The sequence below is a fragment of the Bradyrhizobium sp. 138 genome, assembly GCF_023074075.1.
Taxonomy (GTDB): domain Bacteria; phylum Pseudomonadota; class Alphaproteobacteria; order Rhizobiales; family Xanthobacteraceae; genus Bradyrhizobium.
The window spans coordinates 1-25,411 of sequence record NZ_JADPKT010000017.1 but is presented as its reverse complement, the minus strand read 5'-3'; the positions used below and the strand labels follow the sequence as shown (position 1 = coordinate 25,411).

Genomic DNA, 25,411 nt, shown 5'->3' with positions numbered 1-25,411 from the left:
GGTTGGTCGTGCGAAAATGTAAACGTTTTCAACATAAAAAAGGAGGGAATGAATGACCACTATCGTTGAGCCCATCGCTCCAGCCACGCAAGGCATGGCGCCGAGCGCGTCGCGTGAAAAACAGGTTGCTACTAGGAGCATGACCATTGCTCTGGGCGGTGGCGTTGCCCTGGAGTGGTACGACTGGACCGTCTATGGAATGATGGCGTCTTTTCTGTCGCCGCTCTTCTTTCCCTCCAGTGACCCTACGACCTCGCTGCTCGCCGCACTTGCCGTGTACGGCGCGGGCTTCTTCGCGCGACCGGTGGGAGCAGCGGTACTCGGTCCCATTGCCGACCGCATCAGCCATAAGCGGGTGATGATGATCTCCATCACCGCAATGGCGTTGTGCTCACTGGTGATTTCCGTCTTGCCCGGGTATAACGAGCTTGGTGTCGCAGCGGCGGTGATATTGCTACTGGTCCGGCTCATCCAAGGGCTCGCCACCGGCGCTGAAGCGGGCGTTGCCAATTCCATTGCGATCGAACTTGCCCCGCCGGGCAAAGAGGGACGGTATCTCGGTCTGATCAGTGGTACATTTATCCAGCTCGGCGTCTTCGCATCCAGCCTGGTCGCCTTTCTCGTGAGTGCCTCTGTAGCTCCCGAAACAATGCATGAATGGGCTTGGCGGCTGCCATTTGCGTTCGGCGGAGCACTCGGCCTGCTGATCATCTATTTACGTAGCAAACTGCCGGAGACCTTAATCAAGCACGTCATGCATCGCGATGAACTGTCGCGCACTCAGGAGACCACAGGCGACGTGTGGAAGACGCTCTGGAGCGTACGGCTCTCGCTGCTCGCCGTCATCCTGGTCGTCGGAGCGGTGCAGATCGCGAACTATGCCTGGAATGCCGGTTTGCCGAACTTGGCCAACGGGGTGTTCAAGGAGAACAGCACCTGGGTGTACGGGATCACGACTCTCATGGGCCTGATCTGGATCGTCACAGCTCCCTTCGTGGGCGCCTTTGCAGACAAGATCAGACCTTCGCGCGCATTCACACTGCTGCGGCTGCTGCTCGTCGGGTGCTTCTTCCTCACGTTACTCTATTCGGAGAAGAGCATTTCCACGTTCTTCTTCGTAATGGTGTTTGGCGGCGCAGTCGTCGGCTTCAACATGGCCCTCTACAACTTCATCGCAACGACGCTGATGCCACGTGCGGTGCGTACGACCGGTATCGCTGTCGGGTATGCGCTCGGGGTGTCACTGTTTGGCGGAACATCACCCTATTTGCTGGTGTGGTTGCAGCATGCGCAGATGGCCTGGATGTTTCCCGTCTATGGATCAGTGGTCGCGGTGCTGAGCGTTGTTGTTTATCACGTCGCGAAAAAGCGAGGCCACGTCTACATCGGCGAGTGATGTGTTAGCCCTCCGTGGAGCGCGAGAGTTTTCTTGGGAGAAACCATGTCGAGAAGCGATTTCATATCCGCACGCGAACGCATGTTGGTGCGCATCGCGCAAACGCGGGATGCTTCCACAGCGGGCCTGCCGCATTGGGCCCGAACCGTGGATGGAAAATGGACGTTCACATCCGATGGTGATTGGACCGGCGGAGCCTTCGTCGGCCAACTCTGGCTCGCCCATCTGGCCGATCCGCTGCGCTTTCCGATATCTGACGCAAAGGCTGCGCTGGCCCGGATGCTGCCTCGCGCCGAGCGCCGGACCGCATTCAAAGGCTTCGGATTCTACCACGGTGCGGCGCTTGGAAGTATCCTCTTCGGGGAGGAAACGGCCCGTGATGCTGCGTTCACGGCAGCGAGGTCTCTGGAGCAGATGTTCGACCCGAAACTGGGCTTGATCCCGCTAGGCCAGGATGCTGAGGAGGCCAGCGCCGTGGGGATAGCCGAAAGCAGCATCGACTCCCTCCAGGCCACCGGCCTGCTTTACTGGGCCGCGGACCAGCTGGGTGACTCGCACATGGAAGAGGTCGCCAACACCCACATGCGAAGGGTGTTGGAGCTCCATGTACGCCCCGATAATTCGGTGATCCAATCGTCAACGCTAGACCCGCAAACAGGGAAAGTGCTGAGAACGCATACGCATAAGGGATATAGTGATGTTAGCACCTGGGGACGAGCGCAGGGTTGGGCGATGCTCTATACCGCTCACGCTGCCATGGTTCGTCCAAAGCAGCCTTTGTGGCGCCAATATGCCGTGCGCGTGCTAGACTGGTGGATCCACCACGTGCCCGCGGACCTCGTTGCGTACTGGGACTTTGATGACCCGGCAATTCCGACTACCAGCAGGGATACCGCCGCGACCGCTATCGCAGCGGCGGCATCCTTGCGACTTGCGTCCGCACTCGGACCGGGTGACGGCGCCAAGTACCAGGCGTTCGCGGAACGTACCGTGGCTCAGTTGGCCTGCGGATATCTGACGCCCATCGGCCCCGGCGACCGGCGCCCGCTTGGAATGCTCACTGGGGGATGCTTCACCCGAAAAGCCGACGCACGCGATATCGACACAGCGCCGGACGCAGAACTGATATTCGGTAGCTACTTCCTGTTTGAGTCTCTTGTGATCCTTACCGGCCTCGTTCCTACGGGCCGGATCTAGTAGGACGGACTGACTAGGTCAAAAGCGAGGGCGTGCGTGCCGCCCAGGCCATGGCCGCTCAACGCGAAGAACTCATTTTTGACCGCTACGTGGCTTCTGGTTGGGCTCGATTGTTTTACGGTCTTGGTTCGCGGGGCTGTCGAGCCTCAATCGATGCAATGAAGCGACACACCCTTTCGCCGTTTGGACAGATGCAGACCACCTAACACCTTGCCGAACGCATTCGCCTTCTTCGTCGGTTTCTATGCGGTGGCGATACCGACGGGAACGTCTCTGTCCCGCCAAGCTCGCGATCCCTGAAGCCGTCGCAACACGAAATCGTTTGGTACGCGATTGCTACATGGCTGCTCCTGACCGCACTGGCATGGATATCTATCGGCGCTCCCCGAACAAACTACCGATCAACTGCTGTGATCAAGAGAGGTGCCGTAACCGACCATTCGACCAACGGCGTCCACAAATAGCGGCCGTTTGGAAAGAGCTTCAGCGGCCAACTCAAACAATACAGGTCGTTCGACGAAAGCCGGCCGGAGGCATCAACACACGGTCCGAGCGGGATCACTAGATGTCGCCGGAAAAGAGTTGGGCCTTTCAACTCGCCGTGCGCACATAGTGAGCTGAAGACGTACATTCATAGAGGTGCTCGGGAGGAGGTTTGGGATTGGCAGATTCGCACAATGGAACGGCGTCCTACGCTTGGACCAGGCGGTCGCATGCCATGGTCCGCAATGCCGCCATGATCGACAAAATCGATGCTCGTCTTCTTGATCTGGTTCAACGCAATAATCGCCTGAGCAGTGAAGAACTCGGCGCGAAGGTGGGCTTATCTGCATCCGGAGTTCAGCGCCGACTGAAGCGGCTACGGAGGGAAGGCGTGATTGAGTCTGACGTTTCGATCATTTCGCCGAAAGCGATCGGCCGAAACGTGACTATGCTGGTAGCCATTTTCTTTGAGCGCGATCGCGCAGACATCATTGATCGCTTTAAGCGGGGGGTCCGCAAGATGACCGAGGTCATGAGCGGATTCTACGTCACAGGCCAGGCTGATTTCATCCTTTTAGTAACTGCAAACAATATGGAAGAATACGAGAAGTTCACCCGGCGCTTGATAAGCGAAAATCCAGATATAAAACGTCTTGAGACTGTCGTCGTCCTGGATCGAATCAAAGCCGGTTTCACGTTACCAATGGAATGTTTGGCATGCTGGTGACCTATCTTGCCGTGCCCGTGACCGACTGGTCTTCAAGCATAAACATTATCCGCGCTCTGGGAGCGGTCTAACGGCGATCTCGGACGCTTGGTCAGATGTCCATGCGGCCTGATTGGAATGGGGTCGTTTTCCTGCATATCTGTCCTCGACGCATGCTCCTCAACGCCGATGCCCGGGCACTAACCCCCGCGGCCCTCGCGTGCTGTGCGATTTGGGACTGCCACAGAAGTCAGGTCATTCAAAACGCAGCGTGATCGATAGGTCACTACGTTTGGACGATCGACGGGTCCATTGGTCACCGATGGTTCGTGGAATCTTCCGGGTGTGAAGAATCTTGCGCCGGATGATAGAGCTGGTCCTCCGAGTTTTGCACTTTAAGCGCACGATGTTTCCTCGGGCGGCCAGCTTTTTTGGGTCGACCGGGTGCTTTGGAGGCGGGGCCCGCCGGTGCTTGATCGTTACTCTGCTCTCGTCTTATTCATCGAAAATCTCCAATTGGAGATTATCGGAACATGAGCTCGGGCAGGCTGGGCAAGCGGCAATTAGCGCCTACAGATCTGGCCTTCAGGAATTGAAAATCGACCAATAATACGGTCGCGGCCCGGATCGCTCTTCAGGGCCGCGCGCTTGAACTCACTCCTCCACAGCCGGGAATTAGTGCGAAAAGCTCTAGCTAACAAGGTCCCATTTGCCGGCCTCGGATCAAAATAGCTCTTGTCACGAGGGCCGTTCCACACATGGAGCAAGGTCGACCGAGTTGCTCTAATCAGCGGCTTCTTTCAGTGCTTCCACCAAAACCTTATTGTCCGCTTCTGTGCGGCATGCGATGCGCAAGAACCTTTTGCCATTTTGAAGCGTCTTGCCGCCATTGTGCCTGATCAATATTCGTCTATCTTTTAAAAGTTTTGAGGCGATCACGTCCCCATCCGGCCAGTGGGGCGGAAGTTCGCAGAATACGAAATTTGCGTCGGGCTTGAGAACTCTCATTTCGTCGATGCCGCGCAGGTCTGCGTATAGTTTGTTTCTGTCGCTGCCTACCCTCATCCAACTCTGCTGTGCCGCGTGCGCGAGGTGAGGGAGCTTGCTCAGAAAGAACTCGCCAAACGTATTGACATTCCACGTGGGGAGGGCCGCTCTAATTTCCTTCATAATCTGTTCATTTGCGGATGCCGCATACCCGATCCGCAAACCGCATGCCCCGTAAATCTTCCCTAAGCTTTTAAGAACGATCAAATTGGGGAATTCGAGCAAGTGATTTTCCAGGCTCGCACTTCGTCCGAGTTCACTAAATTCAATGAATGACTCGTCGATCAATAGGAGTTGCTGTTGAGCTCGAAGCGCGGAGGCAAGATATAGCAAATCTGGATAGGGGACCATCCGCGAAGTAGGATTATTCGGCGATATCACGATGGCAGCGTCGACACCACTTGTGCGCGCAAAAGCTGCATAAGCGTGCACATCAAGCTCAAAATCTGGCGGTGGCAGGAAAAAGCGCGATAACCGCCCGGGCAGGGCGGTCGTCTCATAGGGATTGAAGGTTGGGACCGGGACGGCGATCCTCATACCCAGTCGACCAAGGAGGATGGGAATCAGTTCAGACACGCCGTTGCAAACGACAAGATTGTCCGCCGGAGTCTTCACCGCATCCGCAAGAAGTTGAACCATCTGCACATCAGGAGAGGGATAGCAGGTAATAAGCCGCGGCAGAGCCTCCTTGAGTTCGTCAAGGAACTCTTGCGGCGGAAAATAAGGATTCACCAGAAGGACGAAGTCTATGATGTCATATTTCCAATAGCCGCCCGGGAATCGGTTGACGAGATCAGGGACGTCATCAGGTTTGAGGGGTACGTCGATTTGTGCTGTGCTGTTCATGACTGCGCTGAACTGAAACGTCTCAGGGGCAAGGCAAATTCCAGAACGATCCCGACCTCTCGGCGTCAAGCATCGAGCAGTGCCCATTCGTGCGGAAATGTGCCCGACGACAAGTCTGGTACACACTGCAGTCGGCGAGATTCCGCGTCATCTGTGACTTGCATGGTACTGAAGCTGCCAACACGGAGAAGAGCAGTCGCTGAATCATACTTCCATCCACACTTAAAAGGAGCGACTGGCTAAAACCACCGATGACGCGACGGCGAAGATGCTTATTGCCGTATACATTGCTGCGCTGAGCGGTGGCACGCGAACAGGCGCGACATGCGCTGTAGCGAGCAGCAAGAAGCCAATGTTCACGACCTCAAGAAATGCTTCAGCAGGAATAAGAGGCTTAAACAGAAATAGGAGCGCCAGGAGCGGCACGTCGTACGACAAGGGGACGCCCAAGAAGCGTCCATCGCGCGATCTGCCGAAGTTCGCAAAGTAGCTAAGCCTTATTGCTCCCGTCACCAGTAGAGCGGTTGCGGTCGCAAGCGCGAGTTGTGAAGCTTGGCTGACTTGTACCACAACTACCGCAGGCACAACGGCTCCATAGACGATATCTGCAAACCCATCGAGGCTCGCTCCCATTTTTGCGACATCTGGATCGCGACCTTTCGTGCGACCTGCCACAACCCCGTCGAGGTGGTCCGATAGAACAGCCCAAAGCGCTGCTGCCACAGATAGCTCAAGGCGATCAGAGAGAGCTAAAAACAGGCTGGCGGAGGAAAAGAGAAGACCTGTGATCGTTATGGCGTTCGCTGGATCCCAAAGGTATTTTAGCATTGAACTCTCACCTCGTTTGCAAATCACGTCTCGCCGTGTAGGCCTTCGTTCGGTCCTTGAAAATGCGTTCGGCAATCTCCAAATCGTCAGCGTTATCAATTTCGTACCAGCTGAGGCCATCGCATCGCGCCGCGGCGAGCTGTAGGCCTCGCCTCTCTATCAGATAACCAAAAAGTTCTTCGGTGTAGGTCTGCCGAGCTCCAGCGGCGATGATATCGTCCAGTGTCGGAACGACCGTTGCCTTGAGTGTCGACGCCGAAAGCCGTAGAAGGTTCATCGTCTTGAAAAGCTGTGGGCCATCCGCAACAAGATTTGCCGCGGTTTGCTTCAATCGAAAACCTGAGATGAAACCGTTCTGCGACAACAGAACGGCCGACCCTTCCATTGAATCATCGAAGGGAACGACTGCAGCTACGTCAGTCCCCCGGCAAACCATCAAGTGTCGCAGCGCATCCTCTTCGAAAAAGACGTCGCCCTCAAGAAGAAAGCAGTCTCCGGAGAGAAGAGCGTCGCGCGCCAGCCACAAAGAATAGGCGCTTCCGGTGCGGTCGAAGACGGTCGACTCGACATATTTGATTTTGAGTTCGCCAAAGTTGCTACCGCAGGCATATTGAATGGCATCTTTGCGGTAACCCACCACGATCGTCACCTCTTCCACGCCGACAGATTCCAGATTGCGCAGAGCGTTGTGAAGAATCGAAGTGCCGTTGATCTCGACCAGCGACTTCGGCCGCAGATCTGTCAGAGGACGCAGGCGAGAGCCGCAGCCAGCGGCGAGAATGACGGCGTTCTTGGGAGCATCGATCACCGTTTAGTTCCTTTTTCGTCGCGCCTCTAAGGTGAAACACCGACGGCTTCTTCGTCGCAAGCGTAGGCATGCTGAAGCGACATCAGGTCTGCGGGAGCCATCTGAAAATGGAGCCCAAGCGTGAAGACAGGCAAATGGTCCTCGTCGATCCTTTCTCCAGAGAGAAGGAAGGCGCTGGATCCGGTGCCTCGAGCTGCCGAGATGGCAAAGTGCGCATTTCGGTTGAGTGAGGCGTGCTACGCCATCTAAGGACATCTCAGTGCAATGGTTAGGGATTTGAGATTGCATCGAACCTGGCCAGCTAGGAGGAAGTCCAGGACAGTAGGTCTTCGACCATGACTATGCGCTCCTGTGTCGACGAAACCCTATTTGCGCAGTTCAGCGTCGGGCCGCAAATAGCGCGTTTCCGCACGGGCCAGTTCGTCGTACTTGAACAGTTCGAAGACTTCCTCGAGAGTAGCAATATGCGGCTCAATGCTCGCGGTGCTTTCCTCGGCGATGATGCGACCGCAGACTTGACGCATTGCCGCCGTTGCCGCTCGCATCGAGTGGTTGGCCCAGATCACCGTAGAGATGTTGGCTTTGCGGTATGCAGAGATCGGCGTTCGATAGTATTTCGTCGGAACGATCACGACCGGCAATCTGTTCTGCCAAGCGTGTGCGAACGAAAGGATTTCGTCCGCGGTGCTCTTTCGCGAATGAATAAGGATCGCATCGGCTCCCGCGTCGGCGTAGGCGTGAGCGCGCGAAAGTGCTTCGTCCATCTCATGCCCAGCGATCAATGCCTCGATCCTTGCCACCAAGATCAAGTCGCCCGCGACTGTATCCTTCACTGCCCGGAGGCGGCCAGAGAATTCGTCTATGTCGGCGAGGGGGTGCCGATCCCCAACAAACGAGTTCATCTTCGGAAAGCAGCTGTCCTCGAGCGCGACGCCGGCTGCTCCACGCTGACGAAGCCTGCGTGTCACGAGGCGTGCATTGTTGAAATTCCCGAAGCCGCCATCTCCGTCAACGAGCACAGGCAGTTCGCTCGATTCCACGATCCGCTCGACTACGTCTACGAGTTGGCTCCACGACGCTTCGTTGGCATCGCGGTAGCCCAGGGAGCAGGCAATAGACAGGCCAGACGCCCAGAGGCCTTTGAACCCTGCGCGCTCAGCGATCGCGGCGGAGAGACCATCATGCGCTTCCATGAGGAACGATAGCTCTCTGCGGGAGCAGATTTCGGCGCGCAGGATTTCAGCACGTGAGGAACCGGCGGATTGATCAGGGCCGTTGGCGAGAACAGATGGTAATCGGTGTTGCATGCCAATTCCTTGTGATGACCGGCGTAACGTGTAGACCGGCCGATTTCATCAATCGATAGGTGATATGCTTCCGTCGTCTAGATCAATTACGAGGGTTGGTAGTTGATCGGGCCAGCAAACGTGTTCCGTCTCGGAGTGCTCGAGAATCACTGATAAGCTCCGCCGATCATTTGAGTGATGGCACAAATTGAAAGCACAGTTGTGCCCTGGTCGAGGCGCCGACCAACGGCATCATCAATCTTGCATTTGTCCACGCGGTTTTGAGACTGCGCGATCTGCGCGAAGGCTTCTGAAGTCGATAGCATTCTCGAGAGTGCGGGCTCAAGCAAGTCAGGGCGCGAATTCATTGTGGACGCGCGCGCCTAAGGTTTGGGGAGGGCGCAGTGCGCCAAATTCTGATCCCCGCAGCGGCGGCATACCCGTCGCTTTTTAGGGGCGGGAGACGCCTCGGTGGCGTACTGAGAAAATTGGTGGCTCAGTGCCCCGAACTTGAAGAGAGCTCTTCAGCCAGCTTTAATTCGAGGATCGGAATGATGTTCGCGCTGAGGGTATTATGGAGTCGCTTCCTTCGGGGCATGGAAGCACGGCGCGGTTTACTTCAGCCGGAGATTCGGCGGTCGATCGGGCGGGCGAGGAAGGCCTTCACCTTGTCGCCGATCTCGCCGCACAGCCGGCTGACCTGGCTTTGGGCCCATCGCCTGCACCAGATCGCCCACCGAACGGGTCGAGACGCCCTGCACATAAGCTTCCTGCACCACGGCGGTGAGCGCCTTCTCGGCCATGCGGCGCGGCTCCAGGAAACCCGCGAACTAGGAGCCTTTGCGCAGCTTTGGAATGCGCAGCTCGACCGTGCCGGCGCGGGTCTCCCAGATCCGCTCCCGGTAACCGTTGCGCTGGGCAGGCGCTCGGGGCTCTTCTCGCCGTAGCTCGCCCCGGTCTGGCCCTCGACTTCCAACTCCATGGACGCTAGGCGGCAAAGCCGATCATCTCGCGCAGCAGACCGGCATCAGGGTCTTCTCTACGAGTATGCGCAGGTTCATCATGTCGTCGGTCATCGGTGGTTCCTCGGTTGCGTTGGCGTGTCGCAACCCGATCTTACCGGAGAACTGCCGGTCACCAGCGCAAGACCGCCCGCCCGCTACGGCGCTATTGGGGGCGCGTCCGGGCGGCTTTGCTCTGCCGAGCTACACCACCACCGGGAACACGACCCGGTGTTGCCCTGCTGAAGGAACTAAAGTCATTACCGTGGCCGTCGTCGAACCGCAATTCGGAAGTGCCTTCAACTGGTCTCACATTGTCCAAGATTGCCGAGTTCGAGAAGGCGCATGCGGGCGGCAATTGAGCAATGGCATTCGCATCTTTCAGCGCCCGGAGCCAATTCCCGAAGGTGTCTGTCTGGCAGACTTCGAGCATGCGTCCTAATACACAGGGCTGCCGGGAAGTTGGCAGCTACAACACACAGCCGATCTTATACGGATGTGTATTGAGCCAAATCGTAGATTCCTCGACTCGCCCCGCCGCGCAATCAAAGGGAGCGGTTTGCAAGAAAGCGATGGGATACCGCAGCCTACACTACACGCGAACTCCAAAACCGTTGATGGCCCCTATGAGCTTCTGTTGATGATCGCGAGTTTCAAACCGTTTGATGAGTTGCGTCTCGAAATTGCCCACCAAAACAAGGGGGCGACAGCATACTTGTTGTGGGGCAAGTATGCTTTCCGAGCGTCGTCTGCTAGGCCGCTCGCAGAGAAGGACAGTCGGATGATTGCGCCGATTCGACGTAACTGGAATCCAAAAGACTTTTTCGATGAGTTGACGCCGGCGATGTTCACGGCCGGACCATCGGCTGTGCGCGCACGTCGGGACAAGTTGTGGCCTGAGTTGTATACTGAATACGACGCGAGGCACTTAAAACAAGAATTGTTCAACCGAAATCTGATCGCCACCAACGAAGCTGAGGCGTTCTTTAGTGCCTGGGCCGCGGATGAAGAGCGTCACACCGATGCTTTCATCCGGATCATGGAGCTTGTCGCTGGTGAATCCGAAAAAGATCTTCGAGACAGATTGGAAGCTCGATCGCATAGTTTTTCTGCAATAAATGAATACTTGAAGGACGAATTCTCTGTGATCGTTATGATCGCATTTGATGAGATGTGTACTTGCCGCGCCTATGCTGCGGATAGAGAGTTCTATGCAGGACTTGGCAGCAGCTTCTTTCGTTGCCTGACAGAGGTGATTGCCGACGAGGCAGTTCACTCGATGAACGCTGTTAATGTTCTCCGTGCCCGTTACTGCGAGCGCATTCCCGAAATCGGCGAGATTCTCGACAGCATAATCTGCAGCGTGGGCGATGATCCGGATTATACCGGCACCTTCGTACTGGATTACTTCGGCGGGAATTACACGAAGAAGATGTTTGTCAACTGCCGCGCCGCTGTTCTGAGAAACGTTGCTAAGCCGCTAAATCCGCAGTGACGGATTGAAGCGTCGGCGCGCAAGTGTACCAACGAGCATCTGCGCCTCATCTCCTGTCGGTGCCTCAGAATTGCATGTATTGGTCGGTCAGAGCGGATTCGGCTCATAGATGAGTCAGATAGCCTGCATGCGTTGCCCTTGAACTTTTCCGCTTGTTTCGAGTTTCTTGGCAAGCGACAGGCAATAATGAGCGATTCAGCGGTGCCTTGCACAAGAGGTACCGATCAGACGTCAAGAGAAAATCCAGTCAGGCAATCGTCACGAACAACTAAGCCAAATGGCGCTGTCGCCTTTCCTCCTGATGTCGCGAATTCTTCAACGCACGCGCCCGCGACATCTATCCCAATTCTCTCAAGTCATTGTCGTTAAATCCGATTTTTTGGAGCGGTGCAACTGGTACAACACTTGCTGTTCTCATCCCCAGGTTCTCGCCCTTCCGGAGATGCGTATGCAAGGTGCCCTCTGCACCAAGCAGAATTTTCATGCTCGCCGGCAAGCCGAACATCGGCGGTGACACCGGGCTCCTTGAGCTCGGGATCACGGAGCGGCTCGGCGACGGATTGGAACTTGCTTCCGCTCAAAACCAGCTCAATGGAGCGGCGCAATACCGACCTTTTGGGCCAGCCTGCTGAGGCGCCAAAAAATGGATCTTTTCAGCTTCACCGAATGTGCGACGCGAACACAATGCCTCAGATCGCTTTTCGAGCTTCTCGTGAGCTGTGCGAGCGACGAAGGCTTCAGCGAAGTCTCTTACGGAGCGCTCAATTTCGTGGAGCCACTTCGTCTACCGGAATATCCGCCACCGGCGGTGGCCGTAAAGTGGCCGCCCGAATGGTGTGAACGATATTTTAAGCGAAAGTACCACAAAATCGATCCGGTAGTCCGGCGGACACCGACGCTTTCGCGGCCCTTTCTGTGGGATCAACTCGCCGAGCAATATCAACTACAGCCCGACGAACGGCGCGTACTTGATGAGGCCAGAGAGGCCGGTCTCAAGCACGGCATGAGTGTACCGTTGTTTGGGCCATTGGGTCGGTTATCCGTCGTATCGTTTGCATCTCGGTTCGACGATGCCGATCCTCAACATTCCAAAGGCCATCTCAACGCACTAGCCTGGCACTTTCACACCGCTTGTGTGGAGATCACACGTCCGGCCGAAGATAACTGCAATATGAGAGTTGCGTTATCGCAGCGGGAACTAGATTGTCTACGGTGGGTGGCAGAGGGCAAATCGTCATGGGAAATCGGTAGGATATTACAAATCAGCGAGAATACGGTAAACTTTCATCTTAAGAACGCGATGCGAAAGCTGGGCGCGACCAGCCGGATCCAAGCCGCCATTGTGGCGATCCGCCTCAACCTTATCTTTGACGTCCATGTTGCGTGAGCATCTTGATGGGACGATGATTGTATCGAAGCCAGTTCGCGTATGAAAACTGCTGTGAATGGCGAGTCTCGATCCGCAAGGCTTGCGAAGCCCTCGAGTTCGATCGGTCGACCTACCATTACAAATCGCGTCGCTCCGGCCAGGCTGCCCTCGAACATCGGATCAAGGAGATCTGTCATGCACGCGTTCGCTACGGCTATCGCCGTGTCCACGTTCTGCTCCGCCGCGAGGGCTGGCACCACGGATTGCTGTCGACCGCGACGCTGTGACTCAGGAAGACTGGCTAGTGCGTGAGTCAGATCATCAGTCTCTCGCCACGCGCTGCGGTGTCAGATCGGCGGCGCGGATGAATGCCGCAGCGAGCAAGGCTGAGAGAGCATAGCCGAGACCCGGCAATATCAGCGTGATCCTGTAGCCAAATCTCGCCGCGACAAAACCGCTCGCCGCGAAGCCCATCAATGCGAACGCCGACATCACCGAAGTCAGAACGCGCCATCCGTGCCAGCTTTGCCCGGCCGGGCGAGCGCGAGAAACCAATTTGTGAATATAACATGCTGGACTGCGAGTGCCGCGAACACGATCCCGACGCTCGCGGCGGCGCTCACGCGAACGACGACATAGCGATCGATAATCGCAAGCGCTCCAAAACCGATGGCCAGGACTGCACAGCCCCAGATCACGCCCCGATTCGGCGCCATTCGGGTCAGGATCGCGCTGGTCGCTGGCGCGATGATAGTATACGTGACTACGTTCGAGAGCGCTCCAATCCATCCGATATCTGCCGCGGCAAAGCCGAGATCGACGAGCCGCAACTGCACCATTGCAAACGCCAGCGCGATCCTGATAACGCCGGGCGCGACCAATGCAGCCGTTGTCCACATGCCGTTGTTGAGAAGGATCGGGAAGATAGACGGACGCTGCGGTGAGCGCACTCGGCTCATGCAATGGAGCGGTTCAGGAATCGCGAACACCCATCCAGCGAAAACGGCTAGCAGCAGCGCTAAGCCCAGCAAGGCCGGACGCCAACCGACAATCTCGATCAGCTGGAGGCAGACCGCGCCACCGATCACGTGGCCGACGACCCATCCCCAGCCCAGCAGCGCCGCGCCGAGCGGACGCTCGCCGGAACCGAGGTCTTCCGCTGTGTAGCCCAATGTTGCGATCCGCTGTGTGGCCGCGACGGTCGCAAAGGCGAGAGAACCAAAAAAAACCGGCACGAAATCGGTCTTTGGGTTCAAAAATGCCATCAGTGCCAGCGCAGTGGTAGTGGCGATTTGGGTCAACAGGATCCATGACCGCCTCAGCCCGAGACGATTGAGGCTCCATCGATCCACGATGGGGCCCAAAGAAAGTTAACCGTGAAGGCAAAGAAGACCGTGCCATACAAGCCGACCAGTTCCAGGCTGGCGCCGTTGCCCCGAAAGGATCACCGGAATGGCCGAATAGATCAACGCGATGGCCAGATACTGCTGACTGGCCAAAGCGACCATCCCGATATGTGGCATGTAGCGACTTGCCATCAAGCCTCTTCCTTTTAAGGGGCAGTTTCGCATGTGCTTCGAGAGCACGGTTTGGACAAGCAGCGGATCGTTCCAGCGCAGCAGCGCCTCAAACCGGAGTCTGATCCGAGCGTTGGCTGTACGGGGTGAGAGATCCGGGTGGCAGTTGCTACTTCGAATCATTTCGCATACTGCGCCTGACCTTCATCTTGTCGAGCAAACCGCCGCCAGAAACAAGGGGGCGACGTCGCTAGTCGGCGAAGGATTATTGAAGGACGACCGGCCGTAACCGTCGCCGGCTGCGCGCCATCTTATCTTCTGACCAGCTCCACAGAACGGGCGTCAGCTTTATCGCTGGGCCAAGGCCTGCCGAATTGACCTCGCAGCTAGCGATGGGCGCAATCATCGCGGCTCCGGAAGGACGAACACCAGATCACATCAAACACTCCATTGCGCGCATCCGGTTTTTAGCCAAGCGCCGGGCAGCCGGCATCGGTGACGGCGGTACGAAATGAAGCAAGCAGCGTGCCGTTTGAAAACTGAAGGTTCTCTAGGTCGCCTCATGTAGATTGGAAACATCGATATCTCGAACCTGACAATCGCGTCATTAGCCTTGACCGTACACACCACGCCGTCGAAAGTCGAAGGCTGGGATCTGGCGCGTACACCCAGTGTGCCGCAGCCGACGGGGCGCATGTCGCCGGCGTCAGTGCAGAAGATCATATCCCTTGCGTAACTTGGAAAGGCGGCGCTTCGGCAAAAGCGGCCAGTTAGCGCTGCGCGAAAGAGCACTCCGAAGAAAAAGCCCCGGCCGAAGGTCGGGGCTCCTCGATCCGCCGCAAACGTTGAGATCGCCATTTTCCAACCACTGGAAACAGCTTGTAGTTAAGCCGAAGGGTCGTCATATCGACATCCTGGTGAATGCGATCCGTCCCGACAGCGGGAAGGTCACGTTGCTCTCCGGCATGACAGGTGATCATACTCGACGCCAACTGACCAGCTGGGGGCGAAGTTAACTTTCCAGGCCAGCCCCTACGGCGCGCGCTATCGCTTTTAGCAAGCTCCGCCCCAGTGACCGTCGGAGTTGATCTGGTCTGTTTTGCTGGTCATCACAGCACCGCGCTCGGCCTAAAGCAGCACGGTTTTGAAAGCGTAGCCGAGCTAGCCGGTGAGCAAGCCGAACGCATCCGTCTTGGTTCGATTGATGTTCGACGGGAAAGCGGTGCTGATATTTGGAGCCGCTGAAGTTTGCCCAGTTGCCCTGGCCTTCAAGACCGTAGACCACATTGAAGATCTGCCAGCGATAGCCAATCTGGCCACCGATAGTGCCGGCGGTCGTACCATGGCAGCCTTCGGGAGTAACGCCTGCGAAATCCTAGCAGTTATGGCTCGAACCCAGCCGCCGTTAATGCCCATATAGTAACCGGTCCAGTCACAGATCGCGGGAGCGACCGACAGCTGCGGCGCGTTGGTTTGGACAGGCTGTGGAGCGAGATCCGCGCCAAGTGCGGGTCCGCCGCGTTGATTGCGATGATGCTTGCAGTCAGAAGCAGAAAATTCTTCATTGGATTGCTATTCCACACTTGAGCCCGGCTCTGCGCGTCTTGGCAACATCATCGTGAATTGCTGTAACTTCATCACAACATTCCTCAGAAACGAAATCGCCCTAATCTCACGTTGCGTTAGGTACTGGAGCTAGAATCCCGCCATTTCCAGAAGTTTAACGTTGATGCGCGTATTGGTTCAGGCACGTGGGAGTTAGCTGCCCAACTTGGGAAGGCGGCTCGCATCAAAGAGCGCAGTTAGTGCAGATCTTGGCAAAGCGCCCGAGAACGAAATGCGCGTCCACGGTCCATGAGCAGCGGGTTCCGATCTTGGGCATCGTCGACTAACTTCGGAAGGCGTTGAAGGCATCAGACCCTTCCGAAGGTTGCCTGTCGGAACGACCACCGAGCTGCGCAATGATGGTCTTGACGCATCGATGATGGGCCATCAGTGATCATCGAATGCCGCCGCGCACAATGTCTGACGTCAAACAACCCTCAACTCCTTAAAGCTTTGCGGTAGAGATGTCTGATGCTCAGCTCCTTGAGCATCCGGCTAAACATGTCCATCGACATATTCCAAACGCTCGCCTCAACGACCGCATCAGCCAGGACACGTTCGCGGGCCATTCCGCATAGTCTACCCGGCCTCGTCAGAAAGTTATGCAACCGCTTTGTGGCCGGTGACGTCCTCGAGGCTCTTTCACCGTCCGTATGTGGCTGTTGCGCCAAATCGCGATCTCCTCTCTCGTGATCGCCTGGTATTCTTCAAAGAGCTTGGAGAAAGCGGGAACGATGGCTGGGCCTGCGTGCTCAAAACAGCAGCCCGGGATCGAGCATCGCTTTGAAGTACAAAAGCATCTAGCCGATGCTTTCGCCATCCTTGTGAAGGCGACGCTGGAGAACAGGAAGACATGGACTGTAGAGATTTGTTTTGGGTGCGTCGCTGCTAATTCTGCCGTGATTCGTCATCCCTTGACGAAAGCGCAAGATGAGGCAAGGTCAATTCACCTTTGCCTTCGGCGAGACAGGTTTGGAACTTTTGCGCGGCGGCAGTCAGAACTGGCACCTTCAACGCGGTTTCGTTCGCTAATCGCACGCCGCAGTCAATATCCTTTTTGGCGTTTCTGATCGAGATTGCCAAAGCATCCGGCTTTTCGTCCAACAAAAAGGCTGCAAAGTTTTGGAATATCCCGCTGTTGGTCGCGCCGCGACTGACCAAGGAGCGTAAGATTGCGAGGTCGACGTCAATGGCATCGGCAAGCTGGCAAGCTTCCGTTACCACCGCCGCCATGCCCATCGTCATGCTATTATAGACAAGTTTGAGCTTATGGCCCTGTCCAATATCACCCACATGGACGATGTTCTCGCAAAATGCGGTAAGAACACGAGCCGCCATAGGAAACGTGTTCTGATCAGATCCAACGATGGCGTTGAGACGCCCTTGCTCTGCTTGTTCAGGGCTTCGTGTTACGGGGGCATCTATGAAGTGCAATGCATGCTTTTTGGCCTGTTCGGCTAGAGTGAGGGTTGAAGCAGGATAGGACGTGGTGCAGTCAAGTATCAAACTCTGTCGGGGCAAATGTGCAAATAGCCCATGTTGCCCAAGGCAGACTTCCTCGACCTCGCAACTTGAGGGCAGGGATAAAACGACGGCACTTACATGCCGGGCCAATTCGGAAATTGCGGTGTGCTCATGAGCACCCATGCCAGTCAAGCGTTCCGCGCCAACACGGGTTCTGTTGACTTTGATATGAAGTTCAGTGCCATGACGCAAAAGACTGATTCCTATGCCTGTTCCCATGCGCCCTGCGCCGATTAGGCCGATTCGTTGTCCGACTTTCCCAGGCGTTTCAGTTGACGGAGTTTCAGTCATGCTCTGCGTCGTTATGAGTTGTGAAAAAGGCCACGCTCCTGCAGAATGGGCAGCAGCTTATGATGGTTCTCGATGAGATAATCCGGCTGCGCCGCTCGCAGACGCGTCTCGGAAACAAATCCGCCTGTAATGGCTACGCTGATCAAGCCAAGTTCGCGTGCAATATCCGTTTCGACCGGCATGTCCCCGACGATGAAAGTTGAGCTGGGGTCCAGATTGTATGCTCGCATATACAGACGAAGCCGCTCTCCTTTGCTTATGCCTTTATATTGAGTAGCGCGGCTTTCAAACGCCAGAACCTCCGCGACACAATCTTCGATTCCATGTCTTCGCAATTGGGTAACAAGGGGGTCGACTATATGGTTACTGACAATAATGCTGGAAACGTGTTGTTGACGTGCCGTTTCCAAAATGCAACGCGCGCCTTCGCGCAGAGCGGCGTTGCTCGCCAGTGGTTCGTAGGTGTCGTGGAAAATAGCACTGTCATGGCTATCCACCGTTTCTATTTCACTCTGCGACATTCCTAGATTGCGGAAAAAAACCGAAAGTGGAACATCGAAATGATCCCGAAAGGTTTGCATATCGATGGCAGCCCGGCCTAAGCGGTCCAAAATGGTGTTCGTCGTTTGTAGCAAGGCGTCGGCGTCGTCGAGGAGGGTGCCGTTCCAGTCGAATACAAGAGCAGGTTTCATCATGGCCTCATGTTGCAGACGTTTTCGTTGAGGTGAGATCGGCGATCAATCTATTCAAATTCTCGTCTGCGCGTTTTTGCCCGCCAGGGGTCGGCATCTCGAACGTAAACGCAGAAAAATCGATTCCCTCATGTCCCCGCGGCAGCAAGGAAAGCAGATCTTCAAAGGGCAAATACGTAATGGTAGCAGCGTTGATCGATAGAGCAATTTTGCGTTCGATCACCCGAAGCGTTTGCGGCGCCATCCTATGAAAGCGCAAGCTATCCTGCCGCGTTTCGGGTGCCAGGCTTTTCCATATTTTCCAAAACGCTAGCTCATCTATGGTCTCGATACCCATGCCGTAGTAATTTGGTGCAACGATAGGCGGCGAACCGATTGCCCAATGCACAGCCTTTGCCCCAGCGGCAAGGAGCATCTCCGTCACTGCGCGGCTTGTATCGCCACGAATAAGAGCTTCATCGGCTACGACGATGATTCTATCCCTGACGTCGTTCGTTTCGACGCGGTACTTTTGCCAGATGAGCGAGTTGCGCTCGCCAAGAGACCCGATAAGTGTGCGCTGAGAGCGGTTTACTGCGATCACCTCGTGCCGTTGGACGAGCGCACTTTGCTGCTTGGCCAGCGATGCAAATAGTCCGTCGGCATACGGTGTCCCGGTGCGCGGCATGGAAGAAACGATTATGGGAGCGGAGCTTGTTTCGACCGCTAATCGCGGCCAGACAATTCGGCCCAAGGTCATGCCTATATCATTACGAGTTGCTAGATGAGATTGCCCTTGCACCAACGTTCTTGCATTTCCCAGATAAAGCGTTTCGTAGGCGCAAAGCTTGGGACTGTGCTGAGCCTGGCCCACAAAGTGATCAAGGCAGTCTCCCGTTCTGCCGTTCACATGCTTGATGTGACTTGGCCGAATTTCGTCGACTCGGCCTTGTAGACCAGAAAAAGCACTGTTTTCTGAGGCAAAAAGTAAAAAGCCATCTTCGGTTTGCATGAATTCCAAAGGCCGCAAACCCCTGCGATTGCGGAAGGCGGTCAGATTTCCTAGGCCATCCAACAAGAGTGCACTGACGGCTCCGTCAATACCCTTGTCAATGTCTTGGAAGACCTTCTGGTAGTTAACCGGCAGACCGTGCTGCCAATAATCTCTTTGACAAATGCTCTCGATGAGCTTGAGCAAGAGCTCCGCATCGGTGTTGCAGCTGATGGAATGACCTTCGGCGTGCAGTTCTTTCCTAAGTTCATCAGCGTTGACCAGAGCCCCGTTCAAACAAACCGTCAAACGGCGGCAGGAGGTTTTATGATTGTCAAAGGGCTGAAAGTCGGCGTCACTCTTCTCTCTGTGAGAGGGAGTGCGAACGTGTGCTATAGCTACATGCGGTCTGAAATGCTCGTCCTGCTCAGTGAAATCAACACCTGCTAGTTTGCCTGCTGGCCGGCATGACTTTGTATGTTGAAACCGTTCTTCATGCATAAACGCGGCAACGCCGAACCCCTCCTGTCCACGGTTTTCAAGCCTCGGCACCATGTGCTTGAGCTGATCGTAAACCGTCCTTTGTGAGCGGCTTGAAGGCAGCAGAAATGCGCCTGCAACACCGGACATGCTATGTCTCCGTGATCGACGATTATGGATATCGCGCGTTGCGCGTTGTTGTTTTCCACCCTGTCCGGTTGCAGACATCCAATGTCTGGAACCGACACCGAGCGGAGGTAATCCGTCGGCTCGCGAGAAGCACATGGTTTCGCGCCTCAGCAAGCAAGGCTCGTACCAAGCCCTCTTTCGCGCGCATGAGGCTTCGCCGAGATTGGCAGACGAAGTGTGTGATTCGAAAAAGGCGCCCTGATCCGGCTGCCGGACTTCCGAGATGGCGGCCACCAAAAGTCAGCTTTGGTGGGCACGGTGCCTGATGGGCGCTATCCCGCGGTGCTCCGCCTAGAAGCCGCAGCAAAGAGGGTTACGCGACTGTTGCCGCGGCGGGAATATCTTTGTCCAATCCTCAAGCGGCAGTCCCAACCGTACGCTGAAGAACGAAGACGTTCAGCGAACTGGACGCCCCACCGAGGGACCATCGGGCCCTGTTTGCTGTTTGAACTCGAGCGCGCTCCGATCTCCTTGATGTCACGGAGCGAACAGCGCTGTCCGCCGTTGTTGCCGCTTTGAAGGGGTAAACGCTCCGTGACGGCATCGATGCGCAAAGTGAAGGCTATTGAAGCGTCACATAAATGAGGAGGCGTTTGTGAACGAAGCTCGCACGATTGGGCTAGACTTCACAGAATGTAGTTCAGGCACATGGCGCAGACGCGAGCGAGGTCGGCAAGGGGACCGTATCATGTTTTGACTCCCCTATGTTTGTTTTCAGCCGTGTCGTCTTGAAGACGTTCATGCCCGGCCGCTGACATCAGGCCAAAATGTTTCCGCGCGCGCTCGCAAAGCACATGGTGTTGTTGTCTTGCAGCAAGACTAGCATGACGGCTTTCGGCATGTTGATTGCAGCGACGGTGAAGGACGACGCATTTCAAGAACAGCGGTCTCTCGCCGTCACGATTCAAGAGTCCAGATGAAAGCTATCTATTCTATCGAGCAACTCCGTCATTCTTCGAACGTTGGCGGCGCTACGCAACACAATGGATGGCATCGCGCGACCGGCCATATTGCCCACACGGTGGAAATCTCGAAATCATCCAGGATCTCAAGGCCAGCGCGGCAGGTAATCGCAGATCAGGTGGCGACAAGCGGCCGTTCCGACGGCCAGGGGGGAACATGTGGATTGCCGAAATGCAGAAGCGCCCGCAGATCAACTTGTTCGCGCAAGAGCGAAGCAAAGCGCCCGGCTAGGATATTTGATGAGCTCAACGCAAGCAATTCGTAAACGCCACGCCTGTATCTGGCAACCAGGCGCCCTGTGGATCGGGAAACGCGGAGCGTTCGCGGCGAGGCGAGATGACATGATTCGCAAGGCTGGAAGATCGCCGTTGCAAACCGCCGCGGATCGGAAGTCCTACGGGCTGTTCTGGCCGTGCACAAATGGCCCGTTGGCTCGATACCGGCACTGAGGCTGTCGGCGGAGTGCTCAGGCTGTTTCATTTCTATAGGAGAGATGGCCACCTTCTTCACGTTGCCCTGCGAAGTCATCGGGCGTCCGGCCCCTTAATCACACGAATCCAGATATCAAGGACGTGCCATGGCATTTAAAATTGCGACCTATCTCGATCGGATCGGCCTTGCTCAAGTCCCGACAACGCTTGATGGCCTTCTCGCGCTACAGCAGGCTCAAATGCGTGCGATCCCCTATGAGAACTTTGATGTTCTGCTAGGCGATATCCCCGATCTGACTGAAAAGTCGATCTGGGCCAACTGATCGATGCCCGGCGAGGCGGCTATGCTTCGAATTGAACAAGTTGTTTGGCTTGGCGCTCGAAGCACTCGATTTCACGGTCCGGCCCATTCTTTGCAGGGTGCCCATGGGAGCTCCGGAAGGTGGCCCACGCACACATCAGGCATTGATCGTGACCATAGAGGACTGCGACTGGCTTGCCGATGCCGGCTTTCCCGGTCCGGCACCGATTGCACCGCTACGAATCGATACGAAGGAGCAGCAAATAGTTGGCCATGACGTGTTTCGTCTGCGGGCCGACCCGGCCAGTGGAGACCTCGTGCTTGAACGCAGGAACGAAGATGAATGGTTCGCTCTTTTCGGTATCGATCGAGCCGTCGCCTTGCCACCAGATTTCGAGGGCGCCAGCTTCATCTGCGCACGCTGGGACCGTATGTCCTTTCCATCCGTCCTCATGATGACATCCGAGGGGCGTGCAACCTTGCTTAACAGGAAGCTCCGATTGACTCGCAGCCAATTTAAGGACCACGCGTTCGTCAAACGCCTGCACCCGCGAAGCTTGCGCAGACGCATCGCTTAATCGGCTGTGCAGCCGTCGTGCCCTACCAGTTCTTCCGAGGTCGGCAAATAGTTCGTCGAAGCCATTTTCTTCAACAGCCGGAAATTTGTGCCGAGCCTCCGTGCGAACCACTCGGCGCAAGGATGCAGCGTTTCGCCATCACGTATGCCCCCTTTATGTATGCCGTGAGGAAATTCGAGCTACCCTTCCTTGTTCTGTGCAACGTTGCTCACCCATTACGGGATCGCTTATCCCGATGTAGAGACAAAAGCTCCATCAAGGTTCCGAGCCAATACGCTGTCAACCAGCGCTGCGGTGGGGCCCGTCTCGACCACAGGCCAAATCCAGCGCAAGCAAATGAAGCTCGCAATGTCGCTGGGGACGAACAACCACTACAGCATCGCCGAGGTGTAAGGCCGGCATTTCCTGCAAACTGACGAATCCTCAGAGGGGTATCGCTGCCTTTGAGCAGATCAAGAAGCTTCACCATGCCGGGCCGCCATCGCTCTCGTACTTGCGCGTCGGCGGGACCGACAGCGCCTCTGCCGCGCGGCTTTCGCCGCCTGGGCAAGACCTTTGAGAAGCTACCCTTGCGGAATAACTGTCGCGGCATCGCCACCATCGTCCGGGGCCGACTTGATCAGGAGCGGATCGACTTGTTTGACCGCCCTGATGGTGTGGGAGCGGATGCAGGGATCGGATCGTTGTCTGCTGGGTGGGATAATTGTTTTCTTCCAATTCCAACTTCTCTCAAAACCTGCCGTCGAACGCCCCCATTGAGGAGATTTCGGTCGATATGGCGGCACTGTTTCACCAGTATTATCGGAAATGGTCGACGCCAACGACGTCGATGCCTACGACAGGTTCAACCGCCTGTTCCACAGGGGCATCTACAGCGCAACGCGTTCATGGCGGCGCAGGTGCAGGAGGTCCGTGCGCGTCTCGGCGCCTTCCGCCGCACGCAATTGCGCCAGGGAGATCGCATCCGCAAGTCCCGCGCCGAGCATGATTCCATCGTGCAGGCGATTGCGGAGGGCGATGGCGATACGAATGCGGGCGCACATGTTGAACGCCGCCGCGGCGCTTCTGTCATTCGGCCTGCAATATTGACCCCCCGAAGCCGGGGGATCGGCGTCCAAAATTGACCCCCTACAGATTGGTCTGTTGCGCTGCCTGCTTTGGAACGAAGCAGGCGGTGGGGGATGCTGATCGTGGAGACGATGGCCCGGATCCGGCGCGAGCACTTCATCAAGGGCAAGACGATCAAGGAGATCGCCCGTGACCTGAAGGTGTCGCGGAACACGGTTCGGAAGGTGCTGAGGTCGGGAGAGACCTCCTTCGAGTACGAGCGGCAGGTGCAGCCGCGGCCAAAGCTGGGACGATGGGCAGTAGAGCTTGACGGATTGCTGGCGGCGAACGCGGCTAAATCGGCTCGTGAACAGCTGACGTTGATCCGGATCTTCGAAGAGCTGCGCGGCCGCGGCTATGACGGCGGTTACGATGCGGTGCGGCGTTACGCCAGGCGGTGGAGCAAAGAACGCGGGCAATCGACCGCGGCCGCTTATGTCCCGCTGAGCTTTGCCCCAGGCGAAGCCTACCAGTTCGACTGGAGCCACGAGGTGGTCTTGCTGAGCGGCACCACGGTGATGGTGAAGGCCGCCCATGTCCGGCTCTGTCACAGCCGCATGCTGTTCGTGCGGGCCTATCCGCGGGAGACGCAGGAGATGGTGTTCGACGCCCACGACCGGGCGTTCGCCCTGTTCAAAGGCACCTGCACCCGCGGCATCTACGACAACATGAAGACCGCCGTAGAGACGATCTTCGTCGGTAAAGGGCGTCTCTACAATCGCCGCTTCCTACAAATGTGCAGCCACTATCTGGTCGATCCGGTCGCCTGCACGCCAGCGTCGGGCTGGGAGAAGGGGCAGGTCGAGAACCAGGTCGGGCTGGTCAGGGAACGCTTCTTCACGCCGCGGCTGCGGTTCAAAAACCTCGACGAGTTAAACGCCTGGCTGCTCGACAAATGCATCGCCTACGCCAAGGCTCATCGCCATCCGGAGCTGGTCGATCAGACGATCTGGGACGTGTTCGAAGCCGAACGCCCCAAACTCGTTCCCTATGCCGGCCGCTTCGACGGCTTCCATGCGGTGACGGCATCGGTCTCGAAGACCTGCCTGGTGCGCTTCGACAACAACAAGTACTCGGTCGCAGCCAGCGCAGTCGGACGACCGGTCGAGGTTCAAGCCTATGCCGATCGCATCGTGATCCGTCAGGATGGACGCATCGTTGCCGAGCACCCGCGATCCTTTGGCCGCGGCGATACCGTCTACGACCCCTGGCATTATGTGCCGGTGCTCGCCCGCAAACCCGGCGCCTTGCGCAACGGTGCTCCCTTCAAAGACTGGGTGCTGCCGGCCGCGATCGAGCGGATCCGGCGCAAGCTTGCCAGCACCGACGATGGCAATCGGCAGATGGTCGACATCCTCAACGCGGTGCTGACTGACGATCTGTCCGCGGTGGAAGCGGCCTGTGCCGAAGCGCTCAGTCACAGCGTCCATTCCTCCGATGTCGTGCTCAATATCCTGGCCCGTCAACGTGAACCCGCCCCACCGGCCAACATCATGACGCCGGCCGCACTGACGCTCCGTCATGCACCGATCGCAGATTGTGCCCGCTACGACAACCTCCGGAGGACCATCTGATGGAACGAACCCAAATCTTCGACCTCATGGGCGAACTCAAGCTCTACGGCATGAAGGCTGCCTTCGACGAGATCATGGCAACTGCCGTCAAGCGCCAGCACGAACCTCAGCGCATTGTCGGCGACCTGCTCAACGCCGAGATCAACGAGAAGCAAGCCAGGTCGATCAAATACCAGCTCACCATTGCCAAGCTGCCGCTTGCCAAGGACATCGCCGACTTCCAGTTCGACGGCACGCCGATCAATCAGACTCTCGTCAATGATCTCGCTGGCGGCGGCTTCATCGCCCAACAACGCAACGTCGTGCTGGTTGGCGGCACCGGCACGGGCAAAACCCACCTGGCCATTGCCATCGCCAGAAGCTGCATCCGATCCGGTGCCCGCGGCCGCTTCTTCAACGTAGTCGACCTCGTCAATCGCCTCGAGACCGAGACCCGCAACGGACGGCAAGGACGGCTCGCCGAGCATCTGACCCGGATGGACTTCATCGTGCTGGATGAACTCGGCTATTTGCCCTTCGCCCAGTCCGGTGGCCAGCTTCTCTTCCACCTCGTCAGCCGGCTCTATGAGCGCGCCTCCGTCATCGTGACCACCAATCTCGCCTTCGGCGAATGGCCGAGCGTGTTCGGCGAGCCGATGACTTCATGATGCCTCCTTCTTCGAATGCTTGGTGTGTCGTACCCGATTACGCAGCTGACTAATTTGTTCGTCTGAGAGCTCGATCTGCC

Annotated in this window: 17 protein-coding genes and 5 pseudogenes; 12 read left to right on the top strand and 10 right to left on the bottom strand. The window is 56.7% G+C overall.

Annotated features, from left to right (window positions below; all coding sequences use genetic code 11):
* The first annotated feature begins 52 nt into the window (after positions 1-52).
* From IVA79_RS10305 to IVA79_RS10295, 3 genes are all read left to right on the top strand, one after another.
* Entirely contained in the window at positions 53-1,396 is a 1,344-nt protein-coding gene (locus tag IVA79_RS10305) for an MFS transporter (RefSeq protein WP_247552486.1), read from the top strand.
* A gap of 45 nt (positions 1,397-1,441) precedes the next feature.
* Positions 1,442-2,593, top strand: a complete 1,152-nt coding sequence (locus tag IVA79_RS10300; RefSeq protein ID WP_247552484.1) for a hypothetical protein — start codon at positions 1,442-1,444, stop codon at positions 2,591-2,593.
* Between the two features lie 736 nt (positions 2,594-3,329).
* On the top strand, positions 3,330-3,803 hold the full coding sequence (locus IVA79_RS10295) for an Lrp/AsnC family transcriptional regulator (protein ID WP_247552482.1): 474 nt from the start codon (positions 3,330-3,332) through the stop codon (positions 3,801-3,803).
* A gap of 762 nt (positions 3,804-4,565) precedes the next feature.
* Here the strand turns inward: IVA79_RS10295 and IVA79_RS10290 are convergent.
* The 5 genes and pseudogenes from IVA79_RS10290 to IVA79_RS10270 form a co-directional block, all read right to left on the bottom strand.
* A complete protein-coding gene (locus tag IVA79_RS10290) occupies positions 4,566-5,675 on the bottom strand; it encodes a histidinol-phosphate transaminase (protein ID WP_247552479.1) in 1,110 nt (369 codons plus the stop codon).
* A 222-nt stretch (positions 5,676-5,897) separates the two neighbouring features.
* Positions 5,898-6,503, bottom strand: a complete 606-nt coding sequence (locus tag IVA79_RS10285) for a CDP-alcohol phosphatidyltransferase family protein (protein ID WP_247552477.1) — start codon at positions 6,501-6,503, stop codon at positions 5,898-5,900.
* Positions 6,504-6,510: 7 nt separating this feature from the next.
* The gene (locus tag IVA79_RS10280) at positions 6,511-7,311 is read right to left on the bottom strand and encodes a phosphocholine cytidylyltransferase family protein (RefSeq protein WP_247552475.1); all 801 of its coding nucleotides are present in this window, start codon (positions 7,309-7,311) and stop codon (positions 6,511-6,513) included.
* Between the two features lie 365 nt (positions 7,312-7,676).
* Positions 7,677-8,549, bottom strand: coding sequence for a phosphoenolpyruvate mutase (aepX, locus tag IVA79_RS10275; RefSeq protein WP_247552544.1), 873 nt, complete (start codon positions 8,547-8,549; stop codon positions 7,677-7,679).
* Between the two features lie 685 nt (positions 8,550-9,234).
* Positions 9,235-9,673, bottom strand: a pseudogene (locus tag IVA79_RS10270) (transposase); the annotation flags it as partial.
* Between the two features lie 565 nt (positions 9,674-10,238).
* Between IVA79_RS10270 and IVA79_RS10265 the strand changes: the two are divergent.
* The 4 genes and pseudogenes from IVA79_RS10265 to IVA79_RS10250 all read left to right on the top strand — a co-directional run.
* Entirely contained in the window at positions 10,239-11,093 is an 855-nt protein-coding gene (locus IVA79_RS10265; RefSeq protein WP_247552473.1) for a hypothetical protein, read from the top strand.
* A 482-nt stretch (positions 11,094-11,575) separates the two neighbouring features.
* Positions 11,576-11,725 carry a hypothetical protein gene (locus IVA79_RS10260; RefSeq protein WP_247463599.1) on the top strand — a complete coding sequence of 50 codons (150 nt, stop codon included), beginning with the start codon at positions 11,576-11,578 and terminating at the stop codon, positions 11,723-11,725.
* A gap of 11 nt (positions 11,726-11,736) precedes the next feature.
* On the top strand, positions 11,737-12,480 hold the full coding sequence (locus tag IVA79_RS10255) for a LuxR family transcriptional regulator (protein WP_247552471.1): 744 nt from the start codon (positions 11,737-11,739) through the stop codon (positions 12,478-12,480).
* 50 nt (positions 12,481-12,530) lie between these two features.
* Positions 12,531-12,716, top strand: a pseudogene (locus IVA79_RS10250) (IS3 family transposase); the annotation flags it as partial.
* Between the two features lie 67 nt (positions 12,717-12,783).
* Here IVA79_RS10250 and IVA79_RS10245 read toward each other — a convergent pair.
* The 5 genes from IVA79_RS10245 to IVA79_RS10220 all read right to left on the bottom strand — a co-directional run bounded on the left by IVA79_RS10245 (position 12,784) and on the right by IVA79_RS10220 (position 19,691).
* Positions 12,784-12,954: a hypothetical protein gene (locus IVA79_RS10245; protein WP_247552469.1), complete on the bottom strand. Its 171-nt coding sequence runs from the start codon at positions 12,952-12,954 to the stop codon at positions 12,784-12,786.
* An 8-nt stretch (positions 12,955-12,962) separates the two neighbouring features.
* On the bottom strand, positions 12,963-13,814 hold the full coding sequence (locus tag IVA79_RS10240; protein WP_346658165.1) for an MFS transporter: 852 nt from the start codon (positions 13,812-13,814) through the stop codon (positions 12,963-12,965).
* A gap of 2,658 nt (positions 13,815-16,472) precedes the next feature.
* Positions 16,473-17,399, bottom strand: coding sequence for an NAD(P)-dependent oxidoreductase (locus IVA79_RS10230; RefSeq protein ID WP_247552464.1), 927 nt, complete (start codon positions 17,397-17,399; stop codon positions 16,473-16,475).
* 11 nt (positions 17,400-17,410) lie between these two features.
* Entirely contained in the window at positions 17,411-18,094 is a 684-nt protein-coding gene (locus IVA79_RS10225; RefSeq protein ID WP_247552462.1) for an HAD family hydrolase, read from the bottom strand.
* A 4-nt stretch (positions 18,095-18,098) separates the two neighbouring features.
* On the bottom strand, positions 18,099-19,691 hold the full coding sequence (locus IVA79_RS10220) for a hypothetical protein (protein WP_247552460.1): 1,593 nt from the start codon (positions 19,689-19,691) through the stop codon (positions 18,099-18,101).
* Positions 19,692-21,270: 1,579 nt separating this feature from the next.
* Between IVA79_RS10220 and IVA79_RS36720 the strand changes: the two genes are divergently transcribed.
* The 5 genes and pseudogenes from IVA79_RS36720 to istB all read left to right on the top strand — a co-directional run.
* A complete protein-coding gene (locus tag IVA79_RS36720; protein ID WP_253075258.1) occupies positions 21,271-21,447 on the top strand; it encodes an arylamine N-acetyltransferase in 177 nt (58 codons plus the stop codon).
* A 31-nt stretch (positions 21,448-21,478) separates the two neighbouring features.
* Positions 21,479-22,003 carry an arylamine N-acetyltransferase gene (locus IVA79_RS10215; protein WP_253075257.1) on the top strand — a complete coding sequence of 175 codons (525 nt, stop codon included), beginning with the start codon at positions 21,479-21,481 and terminating at the stop codon, positions 22,001-22,003.
* Between the two features lie 804 nt (positions 22,004-22,807).
* Positions 22,808-23,092, top strand: a pseudogene (locus tag IVA79_RS10210) (FCD domain-containing protein); the annotation flags it as partial.
* Between the two features lie 92 nt (positions 23,093-23,184).
* Positions 23,185-24,675 (top strand): annotated as a pseudogene (gene istA, locus IVA79_RS10205) (IS21 family transposase); the annotation flags it as partial.
* A gap of 8 nt (positions 24,676-24,683) precedes the next feature.
* Positions 24,684-25,310 (top strand): annotated as a pseudogene (gene istB / locus IVA79_RS10200) (IS21-like element helper ATPase IstB); the annotation flags it as partial.
* Positions 25,311-25,411 lie beyond the last annotated feature (101 nt).